The 14,138-nt window shown below is 57.1% G+C and carries 10 protein-coding genes; 3 read left to right on the top strand and 7 right to left on the bottom strand.

Going from position 1 to position 14,138, the window contains the following annotated elements:
• Positions 1 to 6: 6 nt before the first annotated feature.
• A complete protein-coding gene (gene proC / locus RM6536_RS05440) occupies positions 7 to 852 on the bottom strand; it encodes a pyrroline-5-carboxylate reductase (protein ID WP_060824353.1) in 846 nt (281 codons plus the stop codon).
• Between the two features lie 314 nt (positions 853 to 1,166).
• Here proC and RM6536_RS05430 point away from each other — a divergent pair, with 314 nt between their 5' ends.
• Entirely contained in the window at positions 1,167 to 2,564 is a 1,398-nt protein-coding gene (locus RM6536_RS05430) for a chloride channel protein (RefSeq protein WP_060824351.1), read from the top strand.
• A 409-nt stretch (positions 2,565 to 2,973) separates the two neighbouring features.
• Here RM6536_RS05430 and RM6536_RS05425 read toward each other — a convergent pair whose 3' ends face one another.
• The 6 genes from RM6536_RS05425 to RM6536_RS05400 form a co-directional block, all read right to left on the bottom strand.
• Positions 2,974 to 4,047, bottom strand: coding sequence for a hypothetical protein (locus RM6536_RS05425; protein ID WP_060824350.1), 1,074 nt, complete (start codon positions 4,045 to 4,047; stop codon positions 2,974 to 2,976).
• An 82-nt stretch (positions 4,048 to 4,129) separates the two neighbouring features.
• Entirely contained in the window at positions 4,130 to 4,678 is a 549-nt protein-coding gene (locus RM6536_RS05420) for a DUF6609 family protein (protein WP_060824349.1), read from the bottom strand.
• Positions 4,679 to 5,047: 369 nt separating this feature from the next.
• Positions 5,048 to 6,583 (bottom strand): hypothetical protein, encoded by a 1,536-nt coding sequence (locus RM6536_RS05415; protein ID WP_060824348.1) that lies wholly within the window; start codon positions 6,581 to 6,583, stop codon positions 5,048 to 5,050.
• Positions 6,584 to 6,775: 192 nt separating this feature from the next.
• Positions 6,776 to 7,747, bottom strand: a complete 972-nt coding sequence (locus tag RM6536_RS05410; protein WP_060824347.1) for a Ppx/GppA phosphatase family protein — start codon at positions 7,745 to 7,747, stop codon at positions 6,776 to 6,778.
• A 332-nt stretch (positions 7,748 to 8,079) separates the two neighbouring features.
• A complete protein-coding gene (gene topA, locus RM6536_RS05405) occupies positions 8,080 to 10,896 on the bottom strand; it encodes a type I DNA topoisomerase (RefSeq protein ID WP_060824346.1) in 2,817 nt (938 codons plus the stop codon).
• 341 nt (positions 10,897 to 11,237) lie between these two features.
• Positions 11,238 to 11,696, bottom strand: a complete 459-nt coding sequence (locus RM6536_RS05400) for a pyridoxamine 5'-phosphate oxidase family protein (RefSeq protein WP_044145909.1) — start codon at positions 11,694 to 11,696, stop codon at positions 11,238 to 11,240.
• A 165-nt stretch (positions 11,697 to 11,861) separates the two neighbouring features.
• Between RM6536_RS05400 and RM6536_RS05395 the strand changes: the two genes are divergently transcribed.
• Positions 11,862 to 13,613, top strand: coding sequence for a DUF7059 domain-containing protein (locus tag RM6536_RS05395; RefSeq protein ID WP_231917936.1), 1,752 nt, complete (start codon positions 11,862 to 11,864; stop codon positions 13,611 to 13,613).
• A gap of 2 nt (positions 13,614 to 13,615) precedes the next feature.
• On the top strand, positions 13,616 to 14,134 hold the full coding sequence (locus RM6536_RS05390) for a pyrimidine dimer DNA glycosylase/endonuclease V (RefSeq protein WP_060824344.1): 519 nt from the start codon (positions 13,616 to 13,618) through the stop codon (positions 14,132 to 14,134).
• Positions 14,135 to 14,138: the final 4 nt, after the last annotated feature.

Raw genomic sequence — 14,138 nt, 5'->3', positions numbered from 1 at the left:
TAATGACTAGTCCTCGTCAGCGGTGTACAGCTGGCTCATTTCCGCCGAACGGGCGGCGCAGGCGCGCATCGCATCCTCGGTCAGCGGGAAGAGGCCACCGTCCACGAAGGTGTTCAGTGCACGCTCAGTGGTGCCGTTCGGGCTGGTCACGGCGCGGCGCAGGGCGGGCGCATCCGGGTTGGTGTCGAGCAGGTATCCCGCACCGGCAACGGTTGCGCTGGCAAGCTTGAGTGCAGTGTCTGCGTCCAGGCCGAGCTTCTCGCCGGCGGCGGCCATCGCCTCCGCAAGCAGGAACGCGTATGCCGGGCCAGAACCGGAGACAGCGGTGACCGCATCCATCTGGTCCTCGCGGACCTCAACGACCGTGCCGACGGTGCCCAGGACCTCTTCGACGAGCTTCTTCTGCTCGTCCTTCACGGTGTCGGTGGTGGAGATGGCGAGCACGCCCTTGCCCACGGAGGAGGGGGTGTTCGGCATGCAGCGAACAATGGGCTGACCTGCGGGAAGGCACTCGGCGAGGGTTTCGAGGGTCACGCCAGCAGCAACGGACACCACGACGGCGTTCGGGGCGAGGGCGGGTGCAATATCGCGGGCGAGCTCGACGATGCCGTAGGGCTTCACACCGAGCAGCACGACGTCTGCGTGGGCGGTTGCCTTGTGGTTGCCGTCAGCTTCGCCGCCGGTGGTGATGATTTCGACCTTGTCGCCGAGGCGCTGGGCGAGAGCGGCGCGGGATTCTTCGCTACGCACGGTGGCGCGGATGTGGGCGGGGTCGTGGCCTGCGGCGAGCAGACCTGCGGCGATTGAGCCGTTCATGGAGCCGGTGCCGAGAAAAGCAATAGTTGCGGTCATCGTTGATCCTTCCTAATGGGGTGCCTGCGCCCTGCGGGCGCGCGGTGTGCTGTGCGCGGCGGGCGTGTGGAGGCGTACCCTTCCAGCATAGCGGGTGCGGCTACGGGCATGTGACCTGGCTCGTGCTTCTTCCGGGCTTTCTGGGTGGCGGCTTCACTCAGCGCGCCCCCATGCGCCGGGCTCAGCTTCTCACCTTGTAGCCTGCCCATAAGCCGCCAAAAGTGCAGGCGTAGAATGAAAGCAACTTCAACCGCGGCAGTTTGTGCCGGATATGAAACCTTCAACAACACAGCACGCAACACACCCCTTTTTCTATGTCTTCTCATTCTGGTTCTTCCTCGAATAGCCCGCAGAATCCTGCTGGTTCCCGCTCTTTTTTGTTTCGCCTCCTGCTGGGGCTGACCCTTGCCGCACTGGTCACGGGCGTGTTCAGCGGCTTGGGCGCGATTGTTCTGCACTATGTTCTGGATTTTATGCAGGAGCTAACTTTCGGTCAGTCTGAGGGCCACCACCCGATGGTCACTGACGGCGCTGACCCGGCGCGTCGTGCCCTGGTTTTGGCGGCGTTGGGTCCGTTTGTGGCGCTGGTTTGGTATTACCTGCAGTCCGGCGGTCGGCGTGTGGTCGGCGTGAAGTCGCAGATTGCCGGTGCGACCGAGGAGGATCGTGCGCCGTCGCTGTGGCGGCAGATTTCGCATTCGGTGATTCAGATTGTTGCGGTGGGTGCGGGCTCCCCTGTGGGTAAGGAGGTCGCGCCTCGTGAGCTGGGTGCGCTGGCTGCGGGTCGGTGCGCGCGTTTTCTGGAGCGTGTGGGTGGCACTCGCGCGGATGGTTCGCCGCTGCTGGGTGATCGTGAGCGTCGTCTGCTGGTGGCGGCGGGTGCGGCGTCCGGTTTGGCGGCGGTGTATCAGGTGCCGATTGGTGGCCTGGTGTACCTTGTGGAGGCGATGGCTGCGGGCCTGAGCCTGTGGTCGCTGTATGTGGGTGCGGTGACGGTGTGGACGGCGACGGCCACAGCGAATCTGGTGATTTCGAGTGCGCCGACGTACCCGGTGCCGCAGCTTCCGTTGGATGCGACGACGCTGACGGTTGCGGCGTTGACGGGTGTGGTGTTGGCTCCCCTGGCGTTGGGTTTTAGGGTGTTGTCGCAGCGCGCTGAGAAGATTAAGGCGAAGGACCGTTCTCTTTTGTGGCGTATTTCGGTGTCGTTTGCGCTGGTCGCGGTAGTTTCGCTGTGGCTTCCGGAGATTCTGGGTAATGGTCGCCTACTGACTCAGCACACGTTTAATGTGTCTCTGGATGCGGCGGCGGGCGGCTTGTCTGCGGCAGCGGCAGGGTACGTGTTGGCGTTGTGCGTGGCGAAGGCTGCCGTGGTGCTGTTGAGTCTGCGTTCGGGCTCGTATGGCGGTACGTTGACGCCGGGTTTGGCGTTGGGTGCGGCGGCTGCGTTTTGTGTGGCGGCGCTGGCGCTGTGGGCGTTCCCCGGCTTGAGTGGGGTGCCGGGTGGCGCGTCGATGGTGTTGTATGCGGCGGCATTGACGGGTACGGCAGCGTTTTTGGGTGTGTCGATGAATGCGCCGCTGTCTGCGTTGACGTTGTTGATTGGTTTTACGGGTCAGGGTGCGAGTGCGTGGCTACCGATGGCGGTTGCGGTGGGCACGGCGGTGCTGACTCGCTGGGCGTGGACGCGGGCGTTCGGCGCTAAGAAGTAGGCTCTGACAGGTGGCGGGCGGCCCCGGATGCGTGTGCGTCCGGGGCCTCCTGCTTTTTAGACCAAGGTTTTCGATAGGTTAGTGCCTTCACCGTGGGTCTTTAACCCGCAGTGAAGACACTAACCCATCGACAAAAAGGCTAAGTCATAACCCATAACCGGCTCTCACCTACCTGGCGCAGCCGGAGATTCGGTCATGAGTTCCGGATTTGTGCCATAGGTTAGTGTCTTTGGTCGTAGCTAAAAACCATGGCAGAAGACGCTAAACCATGGCGCAATTTCTGCACGGGTTACAGCCCCATAGCGAGAAGCCACATGTGTTTCCAGAAGCCACTTATGATGTGGCTGTTCGAAACACATGTGGCTTCTCAATGTTTGCCCTCGGGGAGTCAGAGGTTATCTAGAGCAAATCAGTTCTTGTCTTTCTTATCTGAAACTGCTCTATCCTGAGCAAGCGATTCTTCATCTACAGGGTTCTTAGCATCAATTTCAAATGCCCCCTCTAAATAAGAACCGTAGGGCTTTTCACTCTTATTAAACTTTTCTAGAACAAAATAAGGTGCCATAAATCCTAAAAACTTTGAGATACCTGAATACCAAACGCCAGAGCGCCACACAGCAGGAAGATTAATCATATCCGAATACTTTTCATCAAGGAATGAATACCTTACCCTTGAAGCGTTTTTATACGTTTTTGATGCCACTTTAATTACCTCTGCAAAAACTTCCTCCCTCGCATATATCTGAACGATTTTAATATACTCATGTTCTGCGATTTTCACACCCCTCAGGGCATCGATAAAACCATCCAATACAATATATAAAAGACGGACAGCCATCATACTCATAAAAAAGAGCAGAAAACCAAAAACAATAAAAAGAAAAGCCTGGAGATAATCTATTTCAGCATTTAAAGCATGCCCTGAAAATATTACAAAATATTTCGCAAGGAAAATGATGAATACGACTGAAAAAATAATCGAAATAATATACGAGATAAAATGGAAGATGATAGATATTTTAGACTCAAAGGAGGGAACTGCTTGGATAGAGTTTACGTTTTCAGTAAAAATATACCCTTCCGGAAGTTCCAAGAGTCTCCTCTGAGCAACTATATCCGAGCACGAAGAAAGCACCCTCCGTTCCCAAACAGCACGATCAAGGGCAGCTTTTCGGGATGCTCTAATTTCTTGATACTCCTTTTCAGTGTCTTCAAAACTATTAGCTCTCTCAAATTCCATGAGCTCTTTATATTTTTCAGATACTTCAACCCATGTCTTATAACGAGTTAGCTCCGGTGGAGTAGCCTGTTTCGACAGCTCCATTTGCTTGTCAATCTTTCGACCGCTCCACCACGCGACAAGAATTGAGCCAAGAAGACCAATTGCAGAAGATACTATTGTTGTCCAGGGTATAGCGGTAAGACTCTGCGTAGATTCGGTCCCCTCAGCTAGCACCTGTGCTAACAGTAGTTGGTTCGTCATCGGTGATTGTTCCTTTCCTAGCAGGCGACCCCGGACATGTAAGCGTCCGGGGCCGCTTTTTTAGCGCATCAAAATCTGCGTCTTATACTTGCTTTGAGGGCTTTGAAAGAAATAGGAGGTAAATTCCAAACATGAGCTTAATTGCCGCATCAATATATGCAATTACCTCTAATGGAATGTCGCTATAAATATAACCCACGAAAATATTAACGGCGCAGATAAGGCCCAGGTATATCATTGACTTTCCATGCACAAAATAATAAGGGAAGAAATGCAGTGCGGTTGCCATCAACGCTCCCAGCCAAATCAATCTCCAATTTTCAGTTGCGAAGAATGGACCACCCAACAAAACCATTAAGACAAACAATAGAATAACGGCACGTGAAGATACTTTCTTCTGAAATTCGCTCGAAGGGCCATTAGACAGGCTATTCAGCACCTTTTTATTCATGTTGATTGAGAAAAAGCTGACGACATACCCAATGCTGAATACTTGCATGTTTATTATTTGCTTTCCTCCGGTCATGGTGGCTATTGCGATAACTGCCGCCACCACAATTAGCCACAACCCGCATGCCCTCTTATAGTTAAATTCTAACTTTTCGTCTTTGTTATAGTTTAGAAAACTCATCGATACCTCCAATAGCCTCTCGTCAATAGTCTCTGTAAAGTCACTACTCTTGTTACGTCACTAAATTTTAGTATAAAAAATTCTGTAATATATCAATATAACCCAGCCCTTCTGCCTGTTAATTACATCCTCTGTAATTATATCAAAATGACAATAGACAGTCCTTCAAAAAGCGAAATGGGTAGCCCCGGATGCGTGTGCACTCGGGACTGCTTTTATTTTACAGTGCCGAAATTTGTGCCATAGGTTAGTGTCTTTGGTCGTAGTTAAAAACCATGATCGAAGACGCTAAACCACGGCACAAATTCTGCACGGGTTATGGGCACCCCCAATAGCGAGAAGCCACACGCAGATTCTCTAAGTTTGCCTTTACTGGGAACGAGAGTCTTTGTGCATGAGAATACTTTTCGGAGTCCTACGGATAGCAACCCTAGACTTTCTATATTTTACCGACATAGAGATACTAGATTCTGAATCCAAAATTTCAGATTTATATTCCAGATAGAATTCATTTACTTTAAGCATCATACAGTAGATATATGCAACTATCAGATAATTTACATTTTCATTGCGAGAAATATGCACTGCAAGAAACTCGTCAGAAAATTCCTTGAGCCTAGACTCAAACAATATCTTAATATCAGAGTTCACAGCAATCCGCCCAAGATAAAAAATAATAATAATCATAAATATAGGTATAAACGAAGGCTGATATTCCACGAAAGAAACATAAACAATAACAGCCAGTACCACCAGACGTGCCGCCTCAACAAATGCAGCAAATACACTAGATTTAAAAAACTCTTTAACCCTATCCATTCCGTGAACATTCTCCAAATTTATTTTATAAATCTCCCTATACATGGGATCATTAGTTGCATAAATATACATCTCAAACACAAATAGAATTACCAGGGTGAGCAAAACCAGAGGCCACCCTTCAAACGTTCGAGCCATGAGCATCAATACAGAAGAATACAATGATAGACCCAAAAATAATAAAAGCCATCGCCACAACCTTGACCAGATGGTAATCTCAACAAATTTAAATCCATAATATCCGCCATCCCCCACAAACAAATCACTATATTTTTCTCTTCTTTTACCATTAGAGAATCTCGATAGGGAGGGAATATCCCTCTCCGATTCAATCGCCTGCAGAGCCAATTTATATGCATCCCTAACACTAAAATCGGCAGACATATTCATATGGTTAACTCTCTGCACAATGTATGCGTTTTGGATCAAGAGGTCTTTTTCATTATATGTAAGCATTAGCGCAGATGATAGGGTAAACCATGCAAAGAATACAAGGACCCACAAGGGGATATCCCCGTACCGACTAAGGTCCATTCCCCTCGGCACAAGTAGCGTCCCCCACCCAGGGCCTCTCCCCTCCGTACCGATAAATTCTGGCGCATACGAGGTGCCATTCAAATACCCTGCCAGAAAACCATACCAAAAACTAAGAACAAAGGCAGCAAAAATAATATATCCGACCATTCTTGCAAATTTTCGATATGCAGCTCGTCGAGCTTCTCCAATAAGACCTTTTTCCCCGTCAGCAAATTTTCCAACACTTACAAATAAACTCAGAAGAAGACTGGCAATGGAGGAAATAATTCCGACTCTTAAATCAAATAAGTAATATGGAATATTAAATATTTCAGACACTAGCCAAATATGAGAGCCATCCTCGTCACCAGACAATGAAATTAAAAATGGAAAAGCGATTATAATAGCAGAAAAATAAAATAATGAAAAGATGAAAAATGCATACAAGGGGAGTTTTAATATATTGTCAAGAAATATTCTTTTTCGTTTTTCTTCGTGCGCTTCACCCCATACGCTATTAACTTCATCAATAACGTCTTGGATCTTCACAGATTTCTTGTTAGTCACCATAGGCACTTCCTTTCCGACAACTTTGTTGGTGGATAAACTTCCTAGACAGCCGCATTTTACATCGCTGTACAGCCGTCAACGTTCACAGATTATCACGAAACAATAAAGTACAACTTGAACCCCGCAGGCCGGCGCTCATTACGCACCAGCCTGCGGGGTTCACTGCGGCTATTCGGCCACGTTATGCACCAGCTACTCACCCAGGAGGGTCTTCGGGTTGACCGGAGTACCCGTACCCTCCGCCAGGTGCTCAATACGCTTCAGGATCAGGCCCTCACGCAGCGCCCACGGGCACACACGCATCGTCTCAATACCAAACGCCTCCATCGCCGCCTCCGCAGCGATAGCACCCGCCAGCATCTGCTCCGCACGCGTCTTCGAAACACCCGGCAGGTCAGCACGCTCAGACACCGTCATCGCCTCCATACGGCGAGTCCACAGGCGCAAATCCTGCAGATGCATCTCACGCTTCACATGCGGGCCCGCCGAATACGGCGCCGCACCACAAATACGCGCCAACGAACGGAACGTCTTCGACGTACCCACCGTCATATCCGGCGTGCCATACTGCAACAGGTTCTCCGCGACCGGGACAATCTGCTCACGCACATACTTACGCAGACGCTTCACCTGCTTCGGCTTCGGCGGCTGCTCATCAAAAAACTCACGCGTCAAACGGCCCGCACCCAACGGCACACTCATCGCCGCATCCGGTAGCGCGTTCGTGCCCGTCGAAAACTCAAACGAGCCGCCACCAATATCAAAATCAAGGATGCGGCCCGCACCCCAACCCTGCCAGCGGCGCACCGCAAAGTACGTAATCGCCGCCTCCTGGTCGCCCGAAATACCGTTCAGGCTCACGCCGGTCTGCTCACGCACCTGATGCAGCACCGCCGCACCATTACCCGCCTCACGGATAGCGCTCGTGGAGAACGCCAGCAGGTCCTCCGCCTCATTCTCGATGGCGAAGTCGCGGGCGCTGGCCACAAAGCGGGTCAGCGCGTCCGCGCCCTCCTGCGAAATATTGCCCTCAGCGTCGAGATACTGCACGAGCTGCAGCGGAATCTTGTGCGACGCGTACGGTTCGGGGCGCGCTCCAGGGCTGCCGTCAATCAGTAGCAGGTGGACCGTATTCGACCCGACATCCAGAACTCCCAGGCGCACGGTGCGCTCCCCTCCCCCGCCGCGCGGCGGGATATTATCTGTGTGCGGTACCGCAGGTGCGGCGCCTCTTCCAGTCTGTCAGAGGCGCGGCTCACTCCGCAAACAATCCGGGCGGATGCCCAGCATCAACACAGCGCGGGCACAAAAACGCAGCGCAAGCCTAAGAAACACAGCACGGGAACAAAACGCGCCGCACCTCCGAGCACCCCGAGCACAAACGTTCGCCGGGCATCCATTTTCCCGGGCACGCAAAAGGCGCAGGAGACGCCCCACCCCACGCGGGGGTTTCGGGACGCATCCTGCGCCTTCAGTTCAGAAAGAACTACGCTCGGCTACTCGGCGGTCTTCTTTGCCGCGGTCTTACGAGTGGTCGTCTTCTTCGCGGTAGTAGACTTTGCAGTCGTCTTCTTAGCAGTCGTCTTCTTAGCCGTGGTGGTCTTCTTCGCGGCGGTCTTACGCTTGACCGGGCCCTTCGCGCGCTTGTCAGCCAGCAGCTGCACCGCACGCTCGTGGGTCAGCGACTCGACCGACTCCGCACGCGGAACCGTAATGTTCGTAATACCGTCGGTGATGTACGGGCCAAAGCGGCCGTCCTTCACCACGATCTTCTTCTCGCTGACCGGGTCCACGCCCAGCTCAGCCAGCGGAGGCTTAGCCGCCGCACGACCGCGCTGCTTCGGCTGGGAGTAAATCTCCAGTGCCTGCTCCAGCGTAATCGTGAAAATCTCGTCCTCGCTGCCAATCGAGCGGGAGTCCGTGCCCTTCTTCAGGTACGGGCCAAAGCGGCCGTTCTGCACGGTGATCTCCACGCCCTCAGCGTCGGTACCGAGCACGCGCGGCAGGCTCATCAGCTGCAGAGCCTGCTCCAGGGTCACGGTCGCCAGGTCCATGGACTTGAACAGGGACGCGGTGCGCGGCTTCTCGGGCTTCGGCTTCTTCTTCGGCTTGGGCTTGCCGTTCTTGTAGTACTCGGTCGGCTGAGCGTCCAGGTACGCCTGAATCTGCTCCTCGGTCATCTCCTCGATCACCTCGGTGACGTAGGGGCCGAAGCGGCCGTCACGAGCCACAATCTGGCGGCCGGTGGCGGGGTCCACGCCGAGCACACGGCCGTCGGACTTGCCCTGTTCGAGCAGTTCACGTGCCTTCGCTTCGGTCAGTTCGTCCGGTGCCAGGTCGGCGGGTACGTTCGCGCGAACCGGCTCGGTCAGCTCGCCGGTCTCGGTGTCGAGGGTGCCTTCAGCCTCCAGGTAGGGGCCGAACTTGCCCACGCGCAGCACAATGCCGTCCGCAATCGGGATGGAGTTGATGCTGCGGGCGTCAATCTCGCCGAGGTTGTCGACGATGGGCTTCAGGCCGCGCTTGGAGCCGCCGCCGAAGTAGAACTCTCCCAACCATTCGACGCGGGATTCTTCGCCGCGTGCAATACGGTCGAGGTCTTCTTCCATCTGCGCGGTGAACTCGTAGTTCACGTAGGGGCCAAAGCTGGATTCAAGCAGGCGCACCACGGAGAACGCGATCCAGGACGGAATCAGCGAACCAGAACGAACGTTCACGTATCCGCGGTCCATGATGGTCGAAATAACCGCCGCGTAGGTGGAGGGGCGGCCAATGCCCAGCTCGTCCAGGGTCTTCACGAGGGACGCCTCGGTGTAGCGCGGGGGCGGCAGAGTCTCGTGGCCGGCGGGTTCAATCGCCTCGGCGGTCAGTGCCTCGCCGGTGGTCAGGTTCGGCAGGCGCTTCTCAGCGTCCTTCGCCTCACGCTCAGCCACGCGGGATGCGTCAACGCCCTCCTCGTAGGCGGCGAGGAAGCCGCGGAAGGTGATGACGGTACCGGATGCAGCGAACTCGGCGTCCTGGCCGTTAGATGCCACGGCGCCCAGGCGCACGGAGGCGGTGGAACCGGTCGCGTCAGCCATCTGGGAGGCGACGGTACGCTTCCAGATCAGTTCGTAGAGGCGGAACTCGTCGTTGGACAGGGAGCCGCGCACGGCGTCCGGGGTGCGGAAAGTGTCACCGGCGGGGCGGATTGCTTCGTGGGCTTCCTGTGCGTTCTTGCTCTTGGAGGTGTACACGCGCGGTGCGGAGGGCACGAATTCTGCGCCGTACAGCTCGGAGGCCTGGCGGCGTGCGGCGGAGATCGCCTGCTCGCTCAGTGCCACCGAGTCGGTACGCATGTAGGTGATGTAACCGTTTTCGTAGAGGCGCTGCGCCACCTGCATGGTCACGCGGGAGGAGAAACGCAGCTTACGTGCGGCTTCCTGCTGCAGGGTGGAGGTGGTGAACGGCGCTGCGGGGCGGCGCTTGTACGGCTTGGTCTCAACGGAGCGTACCGAGAACGCGGCGGACTGCAGGGCTGCGGCGAGCGCGCGGGCGGCTTCCTCGTTCAGGTGGGTGACCTTGGAGGTGTTGAGGGTGCCGTCGTCGGCGAAGTCCTTGCCGGTTGCGACACGGTTGCCGTCTACGGCGACCAGCTTGGCGTCAAAGCCTTCGGAGGCTGCGGTGAGGAAGCGTCCGGTTAGGTCCCAGTAGTTGGCGGCGACGAATGCCATGCGTTCGCGTTCGCGCTCGACGACGAGGCGGGTTGCGACGGACTGCACGCGGCCTGCGGAGAGGCCGCGGCCGACCTTGCGCCAGAGTACGGGGGAAATTTCGTAACCGTAGATGCGGTCGAGGATGCGGCGGGTTTCCTGTGCGTCGACCAGGTGCAGGTCGATATCGCGCAGTTCGCCGAAGGCGCGCTGAATGGCTTCCCGGGTGATTTCGGGGAAGGTCATGCGGTAGACGGGTACCTTGGGCTTGAGGACTTCCTTCAGGTGCCATGCAATGGCTTCACCTTCGCGGTCACCATCGGTTGCCAGGTAGAGCGCGTCTACTTCTTTGAGCTTGCGCTTGAGTTCGGCGACCTTTTTCTTTTTGTCGGGGTTGACCACGTAGTAGGGTTCGAAGTTCTCTTCAACGTTGACAGCGAACTTGCCGACGGGGCTCTTTTTGAGGTTTTCGGGCAGTTCGGAGGGCTGCGGAAGGTCGCGGATATGGCCCATGGACGAGTCGACAAGGTAGTCCTCGCCGAGGTAGCTGCTAATGGTTTTGACCTTGGAGGGAGACTCCACAATCAGCAGGGCTTTTCCGGTCTTTGCCTGAGCGGGCACGGCACTCCTCTATCTGTGTGTTGAAAAGCTACGTATTCAACCATAACCTACGCTGGCGCTTGTGGGCGCCGGTCGGTTGTGGTTGTACGTGGGTGAGGTGATCGGTGGGGGTGTAGTTTATGTTGAGTTGATGTGGTGCGTTCGGTGCGTTTCATGCGGCGAGCGCGCGGTGGCCCGGCACTGGGCGAGCTGGCACGGTTCTAGTTGATGAGGACCGGGCGTGTTGAGCTTGCATGAGTGCGCAGGGTACTCGGTACATCATACGGTACCGAAGCGGTGGTGTGTGCACGGGGTACATGGAGGCGGGTGCTGGGGCGCACCGCACCCGCTCACCTGCGTTTCTAGCTGGTGAGGGTGTCAGAGTCGGGGTGGGTGCCGTCCAGGTATGCGGGCAGCAGCGGGTATTCGCGACCGTACACAGTCTGCGGCGCAATGCGCACCCACTGCATTTCGTGGGTTTCGGAATCGGGCAGGTCGAAGGTGCGCACGATCTGCGGGGTCATTTCCGGCGGCAGCCAGTGGGCGATACCGACCACGATGACGGAGCGGATGCCGTCTTCGAGGGTTTCATCGATTTCGAAGGCGACGCGGCGGCTGACCACCACGGAGGAGAACTTGTTGCCGCGGGTGGTGCGGATGTAGATTTCCTGCTTGTCGTCTTGGCTGGCGACGGCGTAGAGCACGGGCAGCACATCAACGTGCTGTCCGTCAGTGAGGATGAGGCGGCCGAGAGTGTTTGCGTGCAGACGCTCCCAGCACTTGTCGACGCTGATACTTTCATCGGGGTACAGGTTACTCATGGTTTCAGTGTATGCGATGGGCTGGGTACTCTTGCGCAGATGACGGTTTTGGTCAGTGGGTGGGTCGGAGCTGGAAAACACATGCAGCGGTGCGGCGCGCTCGGGCGGTTAGGTAAGGCAGCTGGGCAGGGCGGTCGGGTGCGGCGGGTGCGTAGAATGGTGTGCATGACTATTTCTGCCGCCTCTTTTGCTCCCGAGTATGCCGCCGTTGCGGATGCTCCCCGCAGCGATGATTACGCCCGCCTGACCCGCATCCGTGAACGCCTGCTGGCGTTGAATTACAGCTATGACGCTGTGCAGGAGCTGTTGGGTGTTGAGGCGGCTGAGGCGATGGCTCGTGACCAGGTGGTTCCGGGTCTGTGGCGTGTGGAGCACATTCTGCGCGACGATTACAGTGTGGGTGAGAAGAACCTGGCGCGTCTGCTGGCGTTTTTCCTGCTGGCTCGCCCGCTCACCGAGGCGGAGGCCGCAGAGGTCTTCGGCGAGACCCTGCAGGACTTCGCGGACGCCGCGCTGATTGAGCGCGACGCTGAGGATTCCTCCCGCTGGACTGCGAGCGTTGACCTGCGCCCGCACGCCGCCGATGACGGCACCGAAATCTTTGTTGCCGCCGACCTGGGTGCGCATCAGCGTCCCGGCGTGCTCCGCAAGGATCACGTGCTCGGCATCGGTCACGCCTCCCTGACGCTGGCGCAGATTACCGAGCGCACCCCCGTCAAGCGTGCCCTGGATGTGGGCACCGGCTGCGGTATTCAGACTTTCCACCTGCTCGCCCACGCTGAGCACGTGACCGCCACCGATATTTCGGAACGTGCCCTGGCGTTCACCCGTTTTAACCTGCTGCTGAACGCGCAGGCGCTCAATATTGATTCGCAGAACCCGCAGGCGCGCGTGAGCCTGCGCATGGGTTCCCTGCTGGAGCCGGTCGCCGGTGAGCTTTTTGACCTGGTGGTGTCGAACCCGCCGTTCGTGATTACCCCGCGCGTTGCCGGTGAGAGCGCCGAGGAGCAGTTCACCTACCGTGACGGCGGCCTGCCCGGTGACGAAATTGTGAGCACGATGGTGCGCCAGCTGCCGTCGGTGCTGGTGCCCGGTGGCCGCGCGCAGATGCTGGGCAACTGGGAGATTATTCGCGACTCGGCGGACCCGGAAGCACCCCGCCCGTGGGATGAGCGTCCGCGTGCCTGGGTTGCCGACGGCGGTGCGGAGGCGTGGTTCATTCAGCGTGAGGCGCTGACCCCCGCCTCCTACGCGGAAACCTGGCTGAAGGATGCGAGCGAGAACCGCGACCGCAGCCACTACGAGCAGACCTACGTGGCGTACCTGAACGACTTCGCTTCCCGGAACGTTCATTCTATTGGTTTCGGCATGATTTGGCTGCGCCGCCCGAACGAATCTACCGCGGCAGGCGTAACCGAGCCCCTGCAGCGATTCGAGGAGATTACCTACCCGATTCAGCAGCCCATTGCCCGCGCCCTCACCGAGTCCGTACGCCGCTACGACCGCCTCGCCGCCATGGACGATGAGGCGCTCCTCGCCACGCACCTGGAGGTCGCCGAGGACGTCACCGAGGAACGCCACGGCCGCCCCGGCGCCGAGCACCCCAGCGTCATTTTGCTGCGTGCCGGTTCAGGTCTGTGCCGCACCCAGCTGCTCTCCACCGAGACGGCGGGCTTTGCGTCGGCAAGCGATGGTGAGCTTGCCGTCGGTCAGATTGTGGCGGCCCTTGCCATGCTGCTGTCCTGGCCCGAATACGACGAGGCGGCCGCCGCGGCACGCGGTACGCAGGAGCAGCATCCGCGCGATACCCTGCTGCACGCGGTGCGTGAGCTGGTGCTCAAGAGCTTCCTGCACTTTAGCGACGAGCACGCGAGCGCAGAATCGGCTGCCGCAAACACTGCAGAAGAGCAGGGCTAAGCGTGCGCATTTGGTCCCTGCACCCCTCCCTGCTCGATCGCCGCGCCCTGGTCGCCTGCTGGCGTGAAACCCTGCTGGCGCAGAAGGTTCTGCGGGGTCTGACGCGCGGGTATACGAATCATCCGCAGCTGATTCGTTTTCGTGCGCATCCGCAGCCGTTGGAGGCGGTTGCCGCCTACCTATCCGGGCTGGCGGATGAGGCGGATGCCCGAGGCTACTCTTTCAACCGTGCGCTGATTGGTGCGGGCGAAAATGGTGCGGGCGAAAATAGCGCTGGCAAAAACTGCGCCGACAAGGCAGAAAGCCCGTACGCTTCGGTCACGCCGATTCCCGTTCCTCTGGGTCAGCTGGAGTACGAGCTTGCTTTTCTGCAGCACAAGGTGGCGGGGCGCGACCCCGAGTGGGAGCACCGGTTGAGCGAGCGTTTGGCGGCGCGCGGCGAGTTAGCGGCGTGTGCGCATCCGCTTTTTGAGGTGGTGCCGGGCGCTATTGAGCCCTGGGAAAAGACGAAAGAGTTCTAAGAAC

Origin of the sequence: Rothia mucilaginosa, assembly GCF_001548235.1 — a bacterium.
Lineage (GTDB): Bacteria > Actinomycetota > Actinomycetes > Actinomycetales > Micrococcaceae > Rothia > Rothia mucilaginosa_B.
This window is presented reverse-complemented; position numbering and strand designations above follow the sequence as displayed.

Excerpts from the sequence above, each read along its gene's own strand:
- proC (WP_060824353.1), bottom strand. The coding sequence starts at position 852 with ATGACCGCAACTATTGCTTTTCTCGGCACCGGCTCCATGAACGGCTCA.
- RM6536_RS05430 (WP_060824351.1), top strand. The coding sequence starts at position 1,167 with ATGTCTTCTCATTCTGGTTCTTCCTCGAATAGCCCGCAGAATCCTGCT.
- RM6536_RS05425 (WP_060824350.1), bottom strand. The coding sequence starts at position 4,047 with ATGACGAACCAACTACTGTTAGCACAGGTGCTAGCTGAGGGGACCGAA.
- RM6536_RS05420 (WP_060824349.1), bottom strand. The coding sequence starts at position 4,678 with ATGAGTTTTCTAAACTATAACAAAGACGAAAAGTTAGAATTTAACTAT.
- RM6536_RS05415 (WP_060824348.1), bottom strand. The coding sequence starts at position 6,583 with ATGGTGACTAACAAGAAATCTGTGAAGATCCAAGACGTTATTGATGAA.
- RM6536_RS05400 (WP_044145909.1), bottom strand. The coding sequence starts at position 11,696 with ATGAGTAACCTGTACCCCGATGAAAGTATCAGCGTCGACAAGTGCTGG.
- RM6536_RS05395 (WP_231917936.1), top strand. The coding sequence starts at position 11,862 with ATGACTATTTCTGCCGCCTCTTTTGCTCCCGAGTATGCCGCCGTTGCG.